We start from the raw sequence: 17,020 nt of genomic DNA, 5'->3' as shown, positions 1-17,020 counted from the left end.
CCCACCGCCTTTTAGCTTGCCGTAGGCGCCAGATCGCCGCCGTTGAGATCGCGCTTCACTTCAGTGACTTCGTCACCCTTCGCGTTATGCAGATGCACCTCAAGCTGGTTAAAGGCGATATTGATATCATTTTCACGGCACAGTCGATCGATCGCGCGGTTCAGTTCATCCACCGTATGGCTACGATCGCGCAATTCACGCACATACAGACGCAGTTCATGATCCAGAGTGCTGGCGCCAAAGGTGGTGAAGAATACGGCAGGTTCCGGATCGTGCATCACCTTCGGATGCTCCATCGCCGCCTGTAGCAGGACTCTTTTCACTTTCTCCAGATCCGAGCCATAAGCCACGCCAAGCCGGATTACCAGACGTGTCGTGGTATCGGAGAGGGACCAGTTAATCAGCCGCTCCGTCACGAACGCTTTGTTCGGAATGATCACTTCTTTACGATCAAAATCGGTAATAGTGGTGGCGCGAATACGAATCTTACTGACCGTGCCGGAATAGGTGCCGATCGTTACCGTATCGCCAATGCGTACCGGACGTTCGAAGAGGATGATTAAACCCGAGACAAAGTTACCGAAGATCTCCTGTAGCCCAAAACCGAGACCTACCGACAACGCCGCCGCCAGCCACTGGAGTTTATCCCACGAGACGCCGAGCGATCCGAATACTGTCATCGCGCCAACAGCGATAATGACGTAGTTAAGGATCGTGGTGATCGCATACGAAGCCCCCTGGCGCATATTCAGGCGTGAAAGCACCAGCACTTCCAGCAGGCCGGGTAAGTTGCGGATGAGCGCCCAGGCCACCATCGCGGCAATAATGGCAAATAGCAAGCTGCCCATCGTCACGCTTTTCACCACCGCAGCGCCAGCTTCGGAGCCGTTGTAGTGCCACAGCGTGATGCTATCAAGATAGCTGAATACGGTGATCAAATCGGACCAAATCGCCCAGAACATAACGCCAAACAGGGCAAGCATTAGCAGCATCGTGATACGTAATGTTTGCTGGTTAATTTGCTCCAACGCGATGGTGGGTTCTTCCTGTGGTTCCGCCCCTTCCGCTCCCTCTTTTACCAGGTTCTGACGACGAGCCAGCGCGCGTCGCCAGGCAATCCGGCGCGCCGCTACGCTTAACCCGCGCAGCACCGTTTGATAAAGCAGGTTCCAGATAATGACCAGATAGACGGTTTCAATCCAGCGCCCCGCCAGGCGCAGGGTGGTATAGAAATAGCCGGTCGCCGTTAATACCATTAACGCCACCGGAATGATGGAAAGAATCGTCACGGTCACCAGTCGAATGCCGTGAGATTCTTTATCGCGCCAGCTTTCCCGGCACAGTGGCCACACCAGCAATGTTATGACCAGCAGATTGAGGAAAATAACCGCCTGCCCCAGCACGTCATCCATCAGATTCAGCGGCGACAACTCCGCCACCACAGACCAAAAGTGCAGCGGCAGCAATGCGAGGCTAATGCGTACAATCTGGCGACGCCAGTGGCTGGTCAACTGCGCCGGCATACCAAAATGACGTATCGCCACGCCCTCTTTTTCCAGCACCTTCCAGCACAGCCCAAAGACCAGCCAGAACATTGCGAGCTTTTTACTAAAGGCCCAGAGCAGATCGCTGATATTTAGCTGCATGGTCAGCAGGATCAGTCCAAGCGCGAGGATAATCAGACACACCGGCAGCGCGCGGATCAGATCGATCAGAATAGCTTTTGGCGTATTGAGTTGACTATCGTTACGCAGCGATCCCACGGCGGCGGCCAGCTTCTGTTGATACGCTTTTAACCATTTCAGACGCCAGCGGATTAAACCGGCGATGAGCAAGAGCGGCAACCCGGCCAAAAAAGCAATAAATACCGCGGGCCAGGCTTTTTGCCAGTTCACCGTGATTTTCATGGCGCTGAATTGCTCTTTTAACGTTTGGGGGAACGCTTTAAGCCAGTCCCAGTCCATAGGGCGGTTACTGTTCACCCAAAAAATCTGCTGCGTCAAAATGGCTTTCAGATTTTTCGAGACGCTCATCAACTGCTGCTGGTTAACTTGCAGGTTAATCGCCATCATCAGCTGGTTACCCAACTGTTTATTTAGCTGATCCAATAGCTCACGGCGCATCTCCACCACCTGAAGCAACGCATCATGAACTTCATCATTCACCTCGCTGGTATGCCCCTCCTCCAGCTTGTCGACAAAGGCATCGCTTTGGAATAAGGCATCACGCTGCTGGTTGATTTCAAACTGCTCCAGACGCAAATCCGCAATACGGTTGGTCATATCTTCGAGTTCGTCGGCGGAGGGCAGGGTTTGCTGCTGTTGATAAAGAATACGCGACAGCAACAGGCTGCCTTTTAAGACGGCAATCTGTTCTTTGATATTTCTTTCCGACTGCAGCGCGCGATCGAGCCAGTTTTTTACTTTAATGTTTTGCTGCATCAACATATTGCCGTTTTCGGTCGCGACAATCAGACGCTGGCTGAGTTGATGGTTAATATCCAGTTCCTGTTTTACCAGCGGGTTTGCCTGGATACGCGCCGTTTCGTCCGGCGAAATGGCCTCCTGGGCCGTTTTTTCCGTTAGCGTAAGTCGTTTACTGTTGACCGCCTCCTGTAAAAGTTGAAGCTGATGTTCAAGGCGATTACTGTTGGCCGTCACGTAATCCCGCTGTTTTTGCAGGGTGTCCTGCAAAACGGTATTTCCTTCAAGACTCTTACGTTGCTGGTCGATCTGCGCATTAAGCAGCGCCTGTTGTGCCTGTAATAACACCTGTTGGCTGGGGCGAAGCGCGGCTTCGCCGACGTTATTGCCGTCCAGACGGTTACGGATTTGCTGTATTTGCTGTGAGGCGGTATACATGGCGTTTTGCACGCGCTCAGGCTGGGTCTGTAGCGAAACAAGCTGGCTGTTATAAGCGGCAAGATCGTTTTGCGAATTTTGCAAATCATCCAGTACCTGCGCCACGCGCAGCTCAAGCTGACGTAGCGAAAGCGCACTCAGCGTTTTTCGCATTTCATCATCATTATCGACGTCGCTCAGCGCATTCAACGCAGCCGTCGCCTGACGCATTTTTTCAGGCGCCTGCGCCACCTTCTGCCGTAGCTGTACGGTCTCCTCTTTCACCCGCTCGATTTTATCCAGCGTAGCTAACGTATCAATAAGGTCCTGCTGGACGAGCTTATCCTGGGCGGAGAGATCTTTTTGCTTATTCAGCGTATCCAGCTGGTTTTGCACATCCGCTTTTGACGGCAGGTCGCCATTCGTTTGCCCCCGGGCAAATGCCAGAGACTGACAGGACAGCAGGATAATAAGGACGCTAATTGTAATAAAAACAAAATGCTGTGAACGTTTATAAAGCTGCAACATAGTCATGAGAATGAAGTGTCTGAACCGGCAAGCAGACCGGAAATAATTGAGTCGCAAGAATATCACGCCTGTAACAAACAGAATAGCGACACAGAAAATGTCCAGGAGTTTTCCTGGAATATTATCAGGGGGAGCCGTTGACCGTCGACGCGCGCAGCGTCGGACACAATTGATACATCTCCAGCAGGATCGTGACGTAGGCGCGAGCTTCTTTTTTTAAATCAAACGATTGCGGAGCAAATAACCAGTTTTCCATGAGCCCTGAAATAAAGCTGCGCATCAGTATCGCCGCACGACGGGTCAGCAGATTTTCAGGCAGCATTTTAGCATTAATACAATGTTTTAACGTTTGTTCAATCCGATCGTAACTTTCCAGACAAAGGCTACGTTGCGCCTGTTGAACCACAACCATTTCTCCGACAAACTCACATTTATGGAATATAATCTCCATCAATAAGCGGCGTCGTTCTTCTGTTACAGTAGCTTCAAGAATATGAACTAAAATTTCTCTTAATACAGATAGTGGATCGTCGGGGAATTTTGCCTGATACTCAATCTCAAGCTCACCAATATTGGATTCTGATAGCTCCCAGATCTCACTGAATAAATCCGACTTATTTTTGAAATGCCAATAGATTGCGCCGCGCGTCACGCCAGCAGCGTTCGCAATCTCCGCCAGCGAGGTTGCTGATACGCCTTGCTGCGAGAACAAACGCAGGGCCACATCCAGGATGTGTTGTCGTGTCTCCAGCGCTTGTTGTTTGGTTTTTCGTGCCATATGTCGGTGAATTTACAGGCGTTAGATTTACATACATTTATGGATGTATGTACCATAGCACGACGATAATATAAACGCAGCAATGGGTTTAAGGACCTTTGACCATTGACCAATTTGAAATCGGACACTCGAGGTTTACATATGAACAAAAACAGAGGGTTAACGCCTCTGGCGGTCGTTCTGATGCTCTCAGGCAGCTTAGCGCTAACAGGATGTGACGACAAACAGGACCAGCAAGGCGGCCAGCAGATGCCAGAAGTTGGAGTTGTCACACTAAAAACGGAACCACTGCAAATCACAACTGAACTTCCGGGTCGTACCGTTGCTTACCGTATCGCCGAAGTTCGCCCGCAGGTAAGCGGCATTATCCTGAAGCGTAATTTCGTTGAGGGAAGTGATATCGAAGCGGGAGTCTCTCTCTATCAGATTGATCCTGCGACCTACCAGGCGACTTACGACAGCGCTAAGGGCGATCTGGCAAAAGCGCAGGCCGCCGCGAATATTGCTGAACTGACGGTGAAGCGTTATCAAAAGCTGCTGGGTACGCAGTACATCAGTAAGCAGGAATACGATCAGGCGCTGGCTGACGCACAACAAGCGACTGCCGCTGTTGTCGCAGCAAAAGCCGCCGTTGAAACCGCACGTATCAACCTGGCGTATACCAAAGTCACCTCACCGATTAGCGGTCGTATTGGTAAGTCGTCCGTAACGGAAGGCGCGCTGGTACAGAACGGTCAGGCGTCGGCGCTGGCGACAGTGCAGCAGCTGGACCCTATTTATGTCGATGTGACCCAGTCCAGCAATGACTTCCTGCGCCTGAAGCAGGAGCTGGCAAATGGTTCGCTGAAACAGGAAAACGGCAAAGCGAAGGTCGACCTGGTGACCAGCGACGGTATCAAATTCCCGCAGTCCGGTACGCTTGAATTCTCCGATGTGACCGTTGACCAAACCACCGGGTCTATTACTTTGCGCGCCATCTTCCCTAACCCGGATCACACCTTATTGCCAGGAATGTTCGTTCGCGCACGTCTGCAGGAAGGGACAAAACCGACGGCATTACTGGTTCCACAACAGGGCGTTACCCGTACTCCACGCGGCGATGCCACGGTGCTGGTGGTTGGCGCTGATAACAAAGTGGAAACCCGCCAAATCGTCGCAAGCCAGGCGATCGGCGATAAGTGGCTGGTGACTGACGGGTTGAAAGCGGGCGACCGCGTAGTCGTCAGCGGGCTGCAAAAAGTACGTCCTGGCGCACAGGTTAAAGTGCAGGAAATTACCGCGGATAACAAACAGCAAGCCGCAAGCGGTGATCAACCTGCTCAGCCCAGGTCTTAACTTAAACAGGAGCCGTTAAGACATGCCTAATTTCTTTATCGATCGCCCTATATTTGCGTGGGTGATCGCCATCATCATCATGTTGGCAGGGGGGCTCGCGATCCTCAAATTGCCGGTAGCGCAATATCCGACGATTGCGCCACCAGCAGTGACGATCTCCGCAACCTACCCTGGCGCTGATGCGAAAACGGTACAGGATACCGTCACGCAGGTTATCGAACAGAATATGAACGGTATCGATAACCTGATGTATATGTCCTCCAACAGTGACTCCACGGGGACCGTGCAGATCACGCTGACCTTTGAATCCGGCACCGATGCGGATATCGCGCAGGTTCAGGTTCAGAACAAGTTGCAACTGGCAATGCCGTTACTTCCCCAGGAAGTACAGCAACAGGGCGTGAGCGTTGAGAAGTCCTCAAGTAGCTTCCTGATGGTAGTGGGCGTCATTAACACCGACGGCACCATGACCCAGGAGGATATTTCGGATTACGTTGCCGCCAATATGAAAGATCCGATCAGCCGTACCTCTGGGGTGGGCGACGTCCAGCTGTTTGGTTCGCAGTATGCGATGCGTATCTGGATGAATCCGACAGAGCTGACCAAATACCAACTGACGCCGGTCGACGTGATTAACGCGATCAAAGCGCAGAACGCCCAGGTCGCGGCTGGTCAGCTCGGTGGTACGCCGCCGGTAAAAGGCCAGCAGCTTAACGCATCGATTATTGCCCAAACGCGTCTGACCTCAACGGATGAGTTTGGCAAAATCCTGCTGAAGGTGAATCAGGATGGCTCTCAGGTTCGTCTGCGGGATGTAGCGAAAATTGAGCTTGGCGGCGAGAACTACGACGTCATCGCGAAATTTAACGGTCAGCCAGCGTCAGGTCTTGGCATCAAACTGGCTACCGGCGCCAACGCGCTGGATACCGCTACCGCTATTCGCGCCGAACTGAAAAAAATGGAACCGTTCTTCCCGCCAGGGATGAAAATCGTCTACCCGTATGACACCACGCCGTTCGTGAAGATCTCTATTCATGAAGTGGTAAAAACGCTGGTCGAAGCGATTATCCTCGTGTTCCTGGTGATGTACCTGTTCCTGCAGAACTTCCGCGCGACGTTGATTCCGACTATTGCGGTTCCGGTGGTGTTGTTGGGAACCTTTGCCGTGCTTGCGGCATTCGGTTTCTCGATAAACACGCTGACGATGTTCGGGATGGTGCTCGCCATCGGCTTGCTGGTGGATGACGCCATCGTGGTGGTCGAGAACGTCGAACGTGTTATGACGGAAGAAGGCCTTCCGCCGAAGGAAGCGACGCGCAAATCCATGGGCCAGATTCAGGGCGCATTGGTGGGTATCGCGATGGTACTGTCGGCGGTATTTATTCCGATGGCCTTCTTTGGCGGCTCAACCGGGGCAATTTATCGTCAGTTCTCTATCACCATCGTATCGGCGATGGCGCTGTCGGTGCTGGTCGCGCTGATCCTGACGCCTGCGCTGTGCGCGACGATGCTCAAACCCGTCGCCAAAGGCGATCATGGCGAAGGGAAAAAAGGCTTTTTCGGCTGGTTTAACCGCCTGTTCGATAAGAGCACGCATCACTACACCGATAGCGTAGGCAATATTCTGCGCAGCACCGGGCGTTATCTGCTGCTCTATCTCATTATCGTCGTCGGTATGGCTTATCTGTTCGTTCGTCTGCCAAGCTCTTTCTTGCCGGATGAAGACCAGGGCGTATTCCTGACAATGGTCCAGCTCCCCGCCGGCGCGACGCAAGAGCGCACGCAAAAAGTGCTGGATGAGGTCACGGATTACTATCTGAACAAAGAGAAAGCCAACGTTGAATCGGTATTCGCCGTCAACGGCTTCGGTTTTGCAGGGCGCGGTCAGAATACCGGTATTGCATTCGTGTCGTTGAAAGACTGGGCCGATCGTCCAGGCGAAAAAAACAAGGTTGAAGCGATTACCCAGCGGGCAACCGCAGCGTTTTCACAAATTAAAGATGCGATGGTCTTCGCCTTTAACCTGCCGGCGATTGTTGAACTGGGCACCGCAACCGGGTTTGACTTCGAGTTGATTGACCAGGCGGGACTTGGTCATGAAAAACTCACCCAGGCGCGTAATCAGTTGTTCGGCGAGGTGGCGAAATATCCTGATCTGCTGGTCGGCGTTCGACCTAACGGTCTGGAAGATACGCCGCAGTTTAAAATCGATATCGACCAGGAAAAAGCTCAGGCGCTGGGCGTGTCTATTAGCGACATTAATACCACGCTGGGCGCAGCATGGGGCGGCAGCTATGTAAACGACTTTATCGATCGCGGTCGTGTGAAGAAAGTTTACGTGATGTCCGAAGCGAAATACCGCATGTTGCCGGATGATATTAACGACTGGTACGTTCGTGGTAGCGATGGTCAGATGGTGCCGTTCTCCGCATTCTCCTCTTCCCGCTGGGAATATGGTTCGCCGCGTCTGGAACGCTATAACGGTCTGCCTTCGATGGAAATTCTGGGTCAGGCGGCGCCAGGCAAGAGTACTGGTGAAGCGATGGCGATGATGGAGGAACTGGCCAGCAAGCTGCCGTCAGGCATTGGATATGACTGGACCGGGATGTCCTACCAGGAGCGGTTGTCCGGCAACCAGGCCCCTGCCCTGTATGCTATCTCGCTGATCGTCGTCTTCCTGTGTCTGGCGGCATTGTATGAGAGCTGGTCTATCCCGTTCTCCGTAATGCTGGTTGTTCCGCTTGGGGTTATCGGCGCGCTGCTGGCTGCGACCTTCCGCGGACTGACTAACGACGTTTACTTCCAGGTGGGCCTGCTCACAACCATTGGGTTGTCGGCGAAGAACGCGATACTTATCGTCGAATTCGCCAAAGACTTAATGGATAAAGAAGGGAAAGGTCTGGTAGAAGCGACGCTGGAGGCCGTCCGGATGCGTTTGCGTCCGATTTTGATGACCTCGTTAGCGTTCATGCTGGGGGTTATGCCGCTGGTTATCAGTTCCGGCGCGGGTTCCGGCGCGCAGAATGCGGTAGGTACTGGCGTACTGGGCGGGATGGTAACGGCAACCGTACTGGCTATTTTCTTCGTACCGGTCTTCTTCGTGGTGGTACGCCGCCGCTTTAGCCGTAAAAGCGAAGATATTGAGCATAGTCATTCGACAGAACATCGCTGATTTGCTCACTGTTGATAAGGCCGCGCAAGCGGCCTTTTTTACGCAAAAATCATAAAATACGCTTATTGTTAGATTGATTATTTTTTGCCATATTAATAAAAGGTATAATCCTTACTGCGTTAAAGGCTTTTCTTAGGAAAGTTGGCCATTTCTTAATTCAGCCATTAATTAAGAAATATTAAGAATATTCCTGGCTATTTTCTCCTGTCAGAGTCTATTGTTTTAGCCTGAAAAGCTAAAAAACGTTAACCCAATGATTACACAAACAATAAAACTGGTTCCTTTTTAGGCGACCGACGATCACTGTTAAAATTCGAAAAAGTATGGCGACACACGGCTTTCACGCAATTGTAATTTTTAGTAATATGACGATGAAAAGTTTTTTAGAGTAGATTATAGTTAAATCATAAGGTGACGTGGGAAGTACCAGGTTAGTTAGTTGTATCCATCCCGAAGGTGTTCGGTTAGTTTAAGCCACTAAAAAGGGGATGCATTATGGACGAATACTCACCCAAAAGACATGATATAGCACAGCTTAAATTTCTTTGCGAAACCCTGTATCATGACTGTCTTGCAAACCTTGAAGAAAGCAACCATGGCTGGGTTAATGACCCGACCTCAGCAGTCAACCTGCAGCTCAATGAGCTGATAGAGCATATTGCAACTTTCGCGCTTAATTATAAAATTAAGTACAATGAAGACAATAAATTGATTGCGCAGATAGATGAATACCTGGACGACACCTTTATGTTGTTCAGCAGCTATGGTATTAATACGCAGGATTTGCAAAAATGGCGTAAATCGGGCAACCGCCTGTTCCGTTGTTTCGTCAACGCCACCAGGGCCAATCCTGTTAGTTTGTCTTGTTAAAAATTATTACAATCATAGGTAGAATTTATGTCTGATAAACCATTAACTAAAACTGATTATTTGATGCGTTTACGGCGCTGTCAGACAATTGACACTCTGGAGCGCGTCATTGAGAAAAATAAATATGAATTGTCTGACAATGAGCTGGCTGTATTTTACTCAGCTGCGGATCACCGTCTTGCAGAATTGACGATGAACAAACTCTACGACAAGATCCCCTCTTCAGTATGGAAATTCATTCGTTAATCACGCTACATTACTTTTTAGAGAACACGCAGGTGTTATCTGCCTCCTCGTTCTGGCTAATAACACAACGGGCTATTATAGAACAGTGATATAGATCACATACCAATAGCGGGGAACGTTCCCTCTAATACTTTATTATTGCTTCTATTGCGATAATATCCACCAAGGGGAGCGCGCGATGAGTGACGAAAAACAAAAAATGATCGCTGGGGCACTGTATTGCCCGACCGATGAAACTTTATGCCAGGATCGACTGCGGGCGCGTCAACTCATCCATCAATACAATTATACTACGCCTGATGAAATAAATAAGCGTCAGGCGATTTTACGCGACCTGTTGGGTCGATGCGAAGACGCCTATATTGAACCTTCCTTTCGTTGCGACTACGGCTATAATATTTTTCTTGGTCACTCCTTTTACGCTAACTTCGACTGCGTCATGCTTGATGTTTGCCCAATTCATATTGGCGATAATTGTATGCTCGCGCCAGGGGTACATATCTATACCGCCACGCACCCGCTGGACGCCGTCGAACGCAACAGCGGCAGAGAATTAGGTAAACCCGTCACTATCGGAAATAACGTCTGGATAGGCGGACGAGCCGTCGTTAATCCTGGCGTAACCATCGGCGATAACGTCGTCGTCGCTTCAGGCGCTGTGGTGACAAAAAACGTACCGCCAGACGTCGTGGTAGGTGGAAACCCGGCGCGAATCATTAAAAAATTGTAGTTAAAATGATAACTGTTATGCTAATTCGTGGTTAATCTGTTACTTTTTTCACGTTACACCTCCCTTTAAAATGGGCTGTTACTACCCCCTATGTCGCAGAAATCATGAAGGCAAAAGATGACAGAGATACAGCGCCTGCTTAGCGAAACTATTGATGACTTAAACGTCCGTGAAAAACGCGATAACAGGCCGCGTTTTAGTATCAGTTTTATCCGCAAGCATCCTGGGTTATTTATCGCGATGTATGCAGCCTGGTTTGCGACGCTGGCGGTCATGCTGCAATCAGAAACGCTGGTGGGGTCAGTGTGGCTGTTAGTGGTGTTATTTATCGCATTTAATGGCTTCTTCTTTTTCGACATCGCCCCGCGTTATCACTATAACGACATCGATGTGCTGGACCTCCGGGTCTGTTACAACGGCGAATGGTACAACACCCGCTTTGTTCCCCCCACGCTCATTGAGACGATTCTTCAGTCTCCACAGGTGGATAATGAACATAAAGTCCAGCTGCAAAAAATGGTTGCCCGTAAGGGCGAACTTTCCTTCTACGATATTTTTACGCTGGCCCGCGCAGAAGCCAGCCGGTAATAAAAAAGTGCGCACCCTCCCTGGTACGCACTGCTTTCCCTGAACTGTTGGTTTTTTAACGTCTTTTTTTACGCCCCTGAACCGCCTTAAAACGCGGATTTGTTTTACAAATCACGTATAAGCGTCCTTTGCGTTTGACTATCTGGCAATCCGGATGCCGTTGTTTTGCATTGCGAAGTGAGTTTAACACCTGCATTTCATTTACCCCCTTTTAGCGCCGATAAAATGACCAAAACGTTTCTGGAAGCGTGCGGCGCTACTTTCGCTATCAAACGTTTTCTGTCTACCGGTATAAAAAGGATGCGATTTTGATGACACATCAATAGTGACATACGGATATGTCACGCCGTCCAGTTCGATTTCACGTTCAGTTTTGATAGTTGATCCCACTTTCACATATTCATTTGCGCTGGTGTCGTGAAATACGACGGTGCGGTATACAGGATGAATATCAGGTTTCATTGCGCTCTCTCAATTATGTTATAACATAACAATAAAATACGCTATCAACGCTCTTTTTTCAACCGGTAAACATTCACGATCTCTTCCTGGCGGCAAAAGCAACGTGGCGTAACGCGTTAGTCTGGCCCCTGTATCTGTAAAATCGATAAAATAGCTTTATCATTCGAGGGCGCGATTTACGATCGGATATACTTTCTCTACGCTGTGTTTATAAGGACATCACTGTGACAACACGACATCTGGTCAGCCTGGTAACGGGAGTGCTTATCCTGTCTGTCCTTTTCCCGATAGGATTGAGCCTGTGGCTGGCGCACCGTCAAGTTGAAAAAAGGTTTAACGAAGAGCTGGATATCTTCTCGTCCCGGGTGGCGCTACGTACAGAAAGGGTCAGTGACCAGGCAAAAGCCGCGTTAACGCATATTGCCTCCTTTAAAGGCGAGCCCTGCAGCAGCGCCCATTTACTCGCCATGCGCCGCGTGTCTTATAGCTTTCGGTATGTCCAGGAAGTTCTGTATCTTAAAAATTCGATTCCCGTTTGCTCCTCACTTGAAAAAGAGAGCCATATTCCCGCTTTCCCTCCGCCCATGAAAATCACTCGCGACGGTTATCGCGCCTGGTTTACGGCGCAAAACGATCTGGGTATAAAACGCTATATGGCGGCGCTCGGGAGCGACAGCTATATCGTGATGATCGACCCGGCATCCTTTATCGATGTGATTCCGTTTGGCGCATGGCCGATTGACGTCGCCATTATTGGCCGGGAACGCAATACTGTGGTTGCCAGCAGCGGTAACCTTGACCCCGCTATTCTTCCGCTCATTCACCATGAGACGCCCCTGCGGCTGGAAAACCGAGGCATTCAGTATGCTATCCACCCCTTTCCGGAAATGGGCATAACTATCGTAAGCTGGGCACCGACCGCTCCGCTGGAAAGGAGCTGGTATCGACAAGCGTTTATCTGGCTACCTGCGGGCATCGTAACGGGTCTGCTGGCCGCGGCCTTTATTCTGCGTATTTTGCGTCGACTACAGTCGCCCCGCCACCGTCTCCAGGATGCGATAGACAATCGCGAAATTAACGTACACTATCAGCCTATTGTCTCCCTGAGCAGCGGAAAAATTGTCGGTGCCGAAGCCTTAGCTCGCTGGCAACAGGCGGACGGCACTTTCCTTTCGCCGGAAATTTTTATCGCGCTGGCTGAACAAACCGGGCTCACGGAGCCGCTAACCCGGCTAATCATCGACACCGTTTTTGAAGACATGGGGAGTTGGTTAAAGTCCCATCCCGAACAACATATTTCAATCAATCTTGAGGCATCCGATCTGGCGTCGGAAACGTTGCCGACGCTGTTAAGCACGCTGCTGAACCGTAGCCAAATTTCTCCGTCGCAAATCGCGCTTGAGTTAACGGAACGCGAGTTCGCCGATCCGAAAACCAGCGCGCCCATTGTCGCCAGATACCGTAACGCGGGACATTCCATTTATATTGATGACTTTGGCACCGGCTATTCCAGCCTCAGCTACTTACAAAATCTGGATGTGGATGTCCTTAAAATTGATAAATCTTTTGTCGATGCGCTGGAATATAAAAACGTCACGCCGCATATTATTGAAATGGCGAAAACGCTCAAACTTAAGATGGTCGCAGAAGGCATCGAAACGACCAGGCAAGAACAGTGGCTACGCCAGCATGGCGTACATTATGGTCAGGGCTGGTTATACAGTAAGCCCCTACCCGCTACGGCATTTATTCTTTGGGCGGAACAGCGGCTATAACGTCGCACAGCAGAAAAGAACAGTATGGAGAGGCACAAATGGGTGGGGGCCCTGCCAGCTACATCCCGGCACACGCGTCATCTGCCTTGGCTGCTTCCTTCCGGACCTGACCTGGTAAACAGAGTAGCGTTGCGGGAGAACCAACAGAGCCCCCATTGAGAGCGTTGTGAACCAACGCGCAGGCGCATTATCACTGCTATATCGTGCAATTGCAACCCATCAGGCATCGGATGCTGGTTTCTTGCGCATCCGGGCTTTCCTCCCCCCTTATTCCAGATTATCCTGAAGCATTAACGCAGGATTCTATTATGGATATTCAGGACACATTTCCTCAACGCGTCTGGCAAATCGTCGCCTCGATCCCGGAAGGATTTGTCACGACCTACGGTGATGTCGCCCGGCTTGCCGGTTCGCCTCGGGCGGCGCGTCAGGTCGGCGGAGTTTTAAAACGTCTGCCGGAAGGCAGCACTTTACCATGGCATCGGGTGGTGAACCGCCACGGCGCAATATCACTTACCGGGCCGGATCTACAGCGGCAACGTCAGGCATTACTGGCGGAAGGCGTGGTGGTGTCGGGAAGCGGACAAATCGATTTACAACGCTATCGCTGGGTGTATTAACCCTCTCCGTAACGGAGAGGGTTGGCGCAGGATTAATACTGGGTAGGCGCAGGAACGGCAGAAGACGGATTGACCTGGGTCGGCGAAGTCGATGGAACCGTCGTCGTCGCACCACCGCTGGCCTGCACAGGCACCGCCGTTTGCTGTACCGGTACCAGCGTCAGATCCGCTTTAGTGCCGCCATTGTTAATCACCGGTTTCACGCTATCGGTAATAAATACCAGCTTATTGTCAACGGTGATAGCCGCGCTCAGGAGAATACGCGCGTTAGGTTGAATATCTGATGGATTAAACGGCAACACAAAACTGAAAGGCGCCTGTTTACCTTCGGTACGTACCGCTTTTTGCGACAGCACCTTAGACGGCGCATCAGCCAGCGAAGCATCTGAAAGCGTCACGGTCAGCACCGCATCTGGCGGCAGAGCGACCTTCTGGCGGATCCAGACGGTACCGGAAACATTGGGTTGCTGAATAGTAGACTGGTTAGCTGTAATCGACATGTTAGGGTTTGGCGCAGGCGTCTGGATATCAGCGCTTTTATCAGCGCAGGCCGCCAGAGATATCGCAACCGCTAAACCACTTACGATGTGCACGAGTTTCATTCAATTCTCCTTATCATCAATGCACCAGCAGGCCTTTCCCCCCGCCGGAAGAGTGGTTAACAGAAACATAACGTGATTAAGTGTGGCACATGTCACTCATTTTTGCCTGGAATTGGTCTGTTATTCAGACTTTTGTACCCATCGGACCACTTGCAAAATTGCGTTATACTCTGCCCTACCTCGCTTCGGCATCGTTGTCACCTGGAGAGTATGTATGAGTCAGACACTGAATAATTTGCTGACATTATTGAATCTGGAAAAAATTGAAGAAGGACTCTTTCGGGGCCAAAGTGAAGACTTAGGGCTGCGCCAGGTATTTGGCGGTCAGGTGGTGGGCCAGGCGCTCTATGCCGCCAAAGAAACGGTGCCGGAAGCGCGACTGGTGCATTCATTCCACAGTTATTTTCTGCGGCCAGGCGACAGCCAAAAACCCATTATCTATGACGTAGAAGTGCTGCGCGATGGGAATAGCTTCAGCGCCCGCCGCGTTGCCGCTATTCAGAACGGGAAACCCATCTTTTACATGACCGCCTCATTCCAGGCACCGGAACCGGGTTTTGAACATCAAAAAACCATGCCGACGGCAGTCGGGCCGGAAGGACTACCGTCAGAAACGGAAATCGCGCAATCGCTGGCGCATTTACTGCCGCCGATTCTGAAAGAAAAGTTTCTCTGCGATCGCCCGCTGGAAATTCGTCCCGTCGAATTTCACAATCCGTTGAAAGGTCACGTCGCCGCGCCTGTGCGTCAGGTATGGATTCGCGCCAACGGCACCGTTCCGGATGACATTCGCGTCCATCAATATTTACTGGGATATGCCTCGGATCTGAATTTCCTTCCCGTCGCGCTTCAGCCTCACGGCATCGGTTTTCTGGAAAAGGGCATTCAGATCGCCACTATTGATCACTCTATGTGGTTCCATCGTCCGTTCAATTTTAATGAATGGCTACTTTATAGCGTGGAGAGCACTTCCGCCTCCAGCGCCCGGGGCTTTGTTCGCGGCGAGTTTTATACTCAGGATGGCGCTCTGGTCGCTTCAACCGTGCAGGAAGGGGTAATGCGTAATCACAATTAAAAAACATGCCGCTATGCGGCGTTAATGGCCTGATGACGCTGCGCTTATCCGGCCTACGGTAAACTGGATAAGCGCAGCGCCATCAGGCATGTTGCGCAATCACGCGTTATACGCATTCTCGCCGTGACTGTTCACATCCAGCCCCTCGCGCTCCTGCTCTTCCGGTACACGCAGTCCAACAAGGATATCCGCCAGTTTGTAACCAACAAACGCGACAACGCCGGACCAGACGACCGTAATAGCAATACTTTCCAGCTGTACCATCACCTGATGTCCCATCGTAACGCCGTCGACAAAGCCAACGCCGCCCAGCGAACTGGCGGCAAAAACGCCGGTCAGGATACAGCCGACTATTCCGCAAACACCGTGAACGCCAAATACGTCGCACGGATCATCTACCCGTAACAGACGTTTAAGCATGGTGACTCCCCACAATCCCGCCAGACCCGCAATAACGCCGATAACCAGCGCGCCGCCAACGCCAACATAGCCACAGGCTGGCGTCACGCCGACCAGACCGGCAATCGCGCCGGAACACGCTCCCAGCAGGGAAGGCTTACCGCGTAGCGTCCACTCGCCGATAATCCACCCCAGAATCGCGGCGGCGGTCGCCACCACGGTGTTCACAAAGGCCAGCGCTGCTATCTCGTTTGCGCTACCAGCAGAACCCGCGTTAAATCCAAACCAGCCGATATACAGAATCGCAGTACCGGTAAAGACCATCGGCAGGTTATGGGGTTTAAATGCTTCTTTCCCAAAGCCGACGCGTTTGCCAATTAAATAAGCCCCCACCAGCCCGGCGATAGCGGCGTTAATATGCACCACCGTACCACCGGCAAAATCCAGCGCGCCGTGAGCAGCCAGCAGGCCGCCGCCCCACACCATGTGCGCAATCGGAATATAAGAGAGCGTGAACCACACCACGACAAAAATCAGTACCGCCGAAAAACGAATACGCTCCGCCAGCGCGCCGACAATCAGCCCGACGGTAATACAGGCGAAAGATCCCTGAAACGCGACATGAATATACTGATAAATCGTACCCGTTACCGCCGTCAACGCGATATTCTTCAACATCGCCCCATCGGCATTACCGAAGAAATGATTCCCTTCGCCAAAAGCCAGCGAATAGCCGTACACCACCCATAAAATACAGACCAGCGCAAAGGTGACGGTCACTTGCGTTAACATTGACAGCACGTTCTTGGCGCGAATTAATCCGCCGTAAAACAGCGCGATACCCGGTATCGTCATGAACAGCACCAGCGCGGTGCAAATCATCATAAAAGCACTATCCGCTTTATCGGCAACCGCCGGCGCGGCTATCGTTAGCCCAGGCAGCAGCGCCAGTGAAGCCAGTGTGGTTTTTATCATCGCTATCTTCATTTTTTCATTTCCT

15 protein-coding genes and 1 other RNA gene are annotated in these 17,020 nt (G+C 51.2%); 9 read left to right on the top strand and 7 right to left on the bottom strand.

Annotated features, from left to right (window positions below):
• Window positions 1-11: 11 nt before the first annotated feature.
• Together mscK and acrR are read right to left on the bottom strand one after the other, a co-directional pair.
• Window positions 12-3,374: a mechanosensitive channel MscK gene (mscK, locus tag J4650_RS18605; RefSeq protein ID WP_000178234.1), complete on the bottom strand. Its 3,363-nt coding sequence runs from the start codon at window positions 3,372-3,374 to the stop codon at window positions 12-14.
• A gap of 118 nt (window positions 3,375-3,492) precedes the next feature.
• Window positions 3,493-4,146 (bottom strand): multidrug efflux transporter transcriptional repressor AcrR, encoded by a 654-nt coding sequence (gene acrR, locus J4650_RS18600; RefSeq protein ID WP_000101755.1) that lies wholly within the window; start codon window positions 4,144-4,146, stop codon window positions 3,493-3,495.
• A gap of 141 nt (window positions 4,147-4,287) precedes the next feature.
• Between acrR and acrA the strand changes: the two genes are divergently transcribed.
• The 6 genes from acrA to J4650_RS18570 all read left to right on the top strand — a co-directional run bounded on the left by acrA (window position 4,288) and on the right by J4650_RS18570 (window position 11,087).
• Window positions 4,288-5,481: a multidrug efflux RND transporter periplasmic adaptor subunit AcrA gene (gene acrA / locus J4650_RS18595; RefSeq protein WP_001039202.1), complete on the top strand. Its 1,194-nt coding sequence runs from the start codon at window positions 4,288-4,290 to the stop codon at window positions 5,479-5,481.
• A gap of 22 nt (window positions 5,482-5,503) precedes the next feature.
• The gene (gene acrB, locus J4650_RS18590) at window positions 5,504-8,653 is read left to right on the top strand and encodes an efflux RND transporter permease AcrB (RefSeq protein ID WP_001132508.1); all 3,150 of its coding nucleotides are present in this window, start codon (window positions 5,504-5,506) and stop codon (window positions 8,651-8,653) included.
• Between the two features lie 495 nt (window positions 8,654-9,148).
• A complete protein-coding gene (gene tomB, locus J4650_RS18585) occupies window positions 9,149-9,523 on the top strand; it encodes an Hha toxicity modulator TomB (protein ID WP_000344807.1) in 375 nt (124 codons plus the stop codon).
• A 27-nt stretch (window positions 9,524-9,550) separates the two neighbouring features.
• Window positions 9,551-9,769 carry an HHA domain-containing protein gene (locus J4650_RS18580; RefSeq protein ID WP_001280991.1) on the top strand — a complete coding sequence of 73 codons (219 nt, stop codon included), beginning with the start codon at window positions 9,551-9,553 and terminating at the stop codon, window positions 9,767-9,769.
• 178 nt (window positions 9,770-9,947) lie between these two features.
• Window positions 9,948-10,499, top strand: coding sequence for a maltose O-acetyltransferase (gene maa / locus J4650_RS18575; RefSeq protein WP_001278793.1), 552 nt, complete (start codon window positions 9,948-9,950; stop codon window positions 10,497-10,499).
• A 117-nt stretch (window positions 10,500-10,616) separates the two neighbouring features.
• Window positions 10,617-11,087, top strand: coding sequence for a YlaC family protein (locus J4650_RS18570; protein ID WP_000136183.1), 471 nt, complete (start codon window positions 10,617-10,619; stop codon window positions 11,085-11,087).
• 55 nt (window positions 11,088-11,142) lie between these two features.
• Here the strand turns inward: J4650_RS18570 and ykgO are convergent, their stop codons facing one another.
• A complete protein-coding gene (gene ykgO, locus J4650_RS18565; protein WP_001197749.1) occupies window positions 11,143-11,283 on the bottom strand; it encodes a type B 50S ribosomal protein L36 in 141 nt (46 codons plus the stop codon).
• 5 nt (window positions 11,284-11,288) lie between these two features.
• Complete coding sequence (locus J4650_RS18560) at window positions 11,289-11,549, bottom strand: type B 50S ribosomal protein L31 (RefSeq protein ID WP_000801415.1); 261 nt, start codon at window positions 11,547-11,549, stop codon at window positions 11,289-11,291.
• 224 nt (window positions 11,550-11,773) lie between these two features.
• Between J4650_RS18560 and J4650_RS18555 the strand changes: the two genes are divergently transcribed.
• Entirely contained in the window at window positions 11,774-13,324 is a 1,551-nt protein-coding gene (locus J4650_RS18555) for an EAL domain-containing protein (protein ID WP_000213140.1), read from the top strand.
• 49 nt (window positions 13,325-13,373) lie between these two features.
• On the opposite strand, the gene ffs is transcribed toward J4650_RS18555, so the two are convergent.
• An RNA gene (gene ffs, locus J4650_RS18550) (signal recognition particle sRNA small type) lies at window positions 13,374-13,470 on the bottom strand.
• An 84-nt stretch (window positions 13,471-13,554) separates the two neighbouring features.
• Here ffs and J4650_RS18545 point away from each other — a divergent pair.
• Window positions 13,555-13,944: an MGMT family protein gene (locus J4650_RS18545; protein ID WP_000961285.1), complete on the top strand. Its 390-nt coding sequence runs from the start codon at window positions 13,555-13,557 to the stop codon at window positions 13,942-13,944.
• Window positions 13,945-13,976: 32 nt separating this feature from the next.
• Here the strand turns inward: J4650_RS18545 and J4650_RS18540 are convergent, their stop codons facing one another.
• Window positions 13,977-14,546 (bottom strand): YbaY family lipoprotein, encoded by a 570-nt coding sequence (locus tag J4650_RS18540; RefSeq protein WP_000779802.1) that lies wholly within the window; start codon window positions 14,544-14,546, stop codon window positions 13,977-13,979.
• Between the two features lie 214 nt (window positions 14,547-14,760).
• On the opposite strand from J4650_RS18540, the gene tesB reads away from it, so the two are divergent.
• A complete protein-coding gene (gene tesB / locus J4650_RS18535) occupies window positions 14,761-15,621 on the top strand; it encodes an acyl-CoA thioesterase II (RefSeq protein WP_000084176.1) in 861 nt (286 codons plus the stop codon).
• Window positions 15,622-15,720: 99 nt separating this feature from the next.
• Here tesB and amtB read toward each other — a convergent pair whose 3' ends face one another.
• Complete coding sequence (gene amtB, locus J4650_RS18530; RefSeq protein ID WP_000684912.1) at window positions 15,721-17,007, bottom strand: ammonium transporter AmtB; 1,287 nt, start codon at window positions 17,005-17,007, stop codon at window positions 15,721-15,723.
• Between the last annotated feature and the right edge of the window lie 13 nt (window positions 17,008-17,020).

The sequence above is a fragment of the Salmonella sp. 32120201201600049SM genome (assembly GCF_017572835.1).
Lineage (GTDB): Bacteria > Pseudomonadota > Gammaproteobacteria > Enterobacterales > Enterobacteriaceae > Salmonella > Salmonella enterica.
The sequence above is the reverse complement of the archived record's forward strand: the minus strand, read 5'-3'. Positions and strand labels throughout refer to the sequence as shown.

Excerpts from the sequence above, each read along its gene's own strand:
- mscK (WP_000178234.1), bottom strand. The coding sequence starts at position 3,374 with ATGACTATGTTGCAGCTTTATAAACGTTCACAGCATTTTGTTTTTATT.
- acrR (WP_000101755.1), bottom strand. The coding sequence starts at position 4,146 with ATGGCACGAAAAACCAAACAACAAGCGCTGGAGACACGACAACACATC.
- acrA (WP_001039202.1), top strand. The coding sequence starts at position 4,288 with ATGAACAAAAACAGAGGGTTAACGCCTCTGGCGGTCGTTCTGATGCTC.
- acrB (WP_001132508.1), top strand. The coding sequence starts at position 5,504 with ATGCCTAATTTCTTTATCGATCGCCCTATATTTGCGTGGGTGATCGCC.
- tomB (WP_000344807.1), top strand. The coding sequence starts at position 9,149 with ATGGACGAATACTCACCCAAAAGACATGATATAGCACAGCTTAAATTT.
- J4650_RS18580 (WP_001280991.1), top strand. The coding sequence starts at position 9,551 with ATGTCTGATAAACCATTAACTAAAACTGATTATTTGATGCGTTTACGG.
- maa (WP_001278793.1), top strand. The coding sequence starts at position 9,948 with ATGAGTGACGAAAAACAAAAAATGATCGCTGGGGCACTGTATTGCCCG.
- J4650_RS18570 (WP_000136183.1), top strand. The coding sequence starts at position 10,617 with ATGACAGAGATACAGCGCCTGCTTAGCGAAACTATTGATGACTTAAAC.
- ykgO (WP_001197749.1), bottom strand. The coding sequence starts at position 11,283 with ATGCAGGTGTTAAACTCACTTCGCAATGCAAAACAACGGCATCCGGAT.
- J4650_RS18560 (WP_000801415.1), bottom strand. The coding sequence starts at position 11,549 with ATGAAACCTGATATTCATCCTGTATACCGCACCGTCGTATTTCACGAC.
- J4650_RS18545 (WP_000961285.1), top strand. The coding sequence starts at position 13,555 with ATGCTGGTTTCTTGCGCATCCGGGCTTTCCTCCCCCCTTATTCCAGAT.
- J4650_RS18540 (WP_000779802.1), bottom strand. The coding sequence starts at position 14,546 with ATGAAACTCGTGCACATCGTAAGTGGTTTAGCGGTTGCGATATCTCTG.
- tesB (WP_000084176.1), top strand. The coding sequence starts at position 14,761 with ATGAGTCAGACACTGAATAATTTGCTGACATTATTGAATCTGGAAAAA.
- amtB (WP_000684912.1), bottom strand. The coding sequence starts at position 17,007 with ATGAAGATAGCGATGATAAAAACCACACTGGCTTCACTGGCGCTGCTG.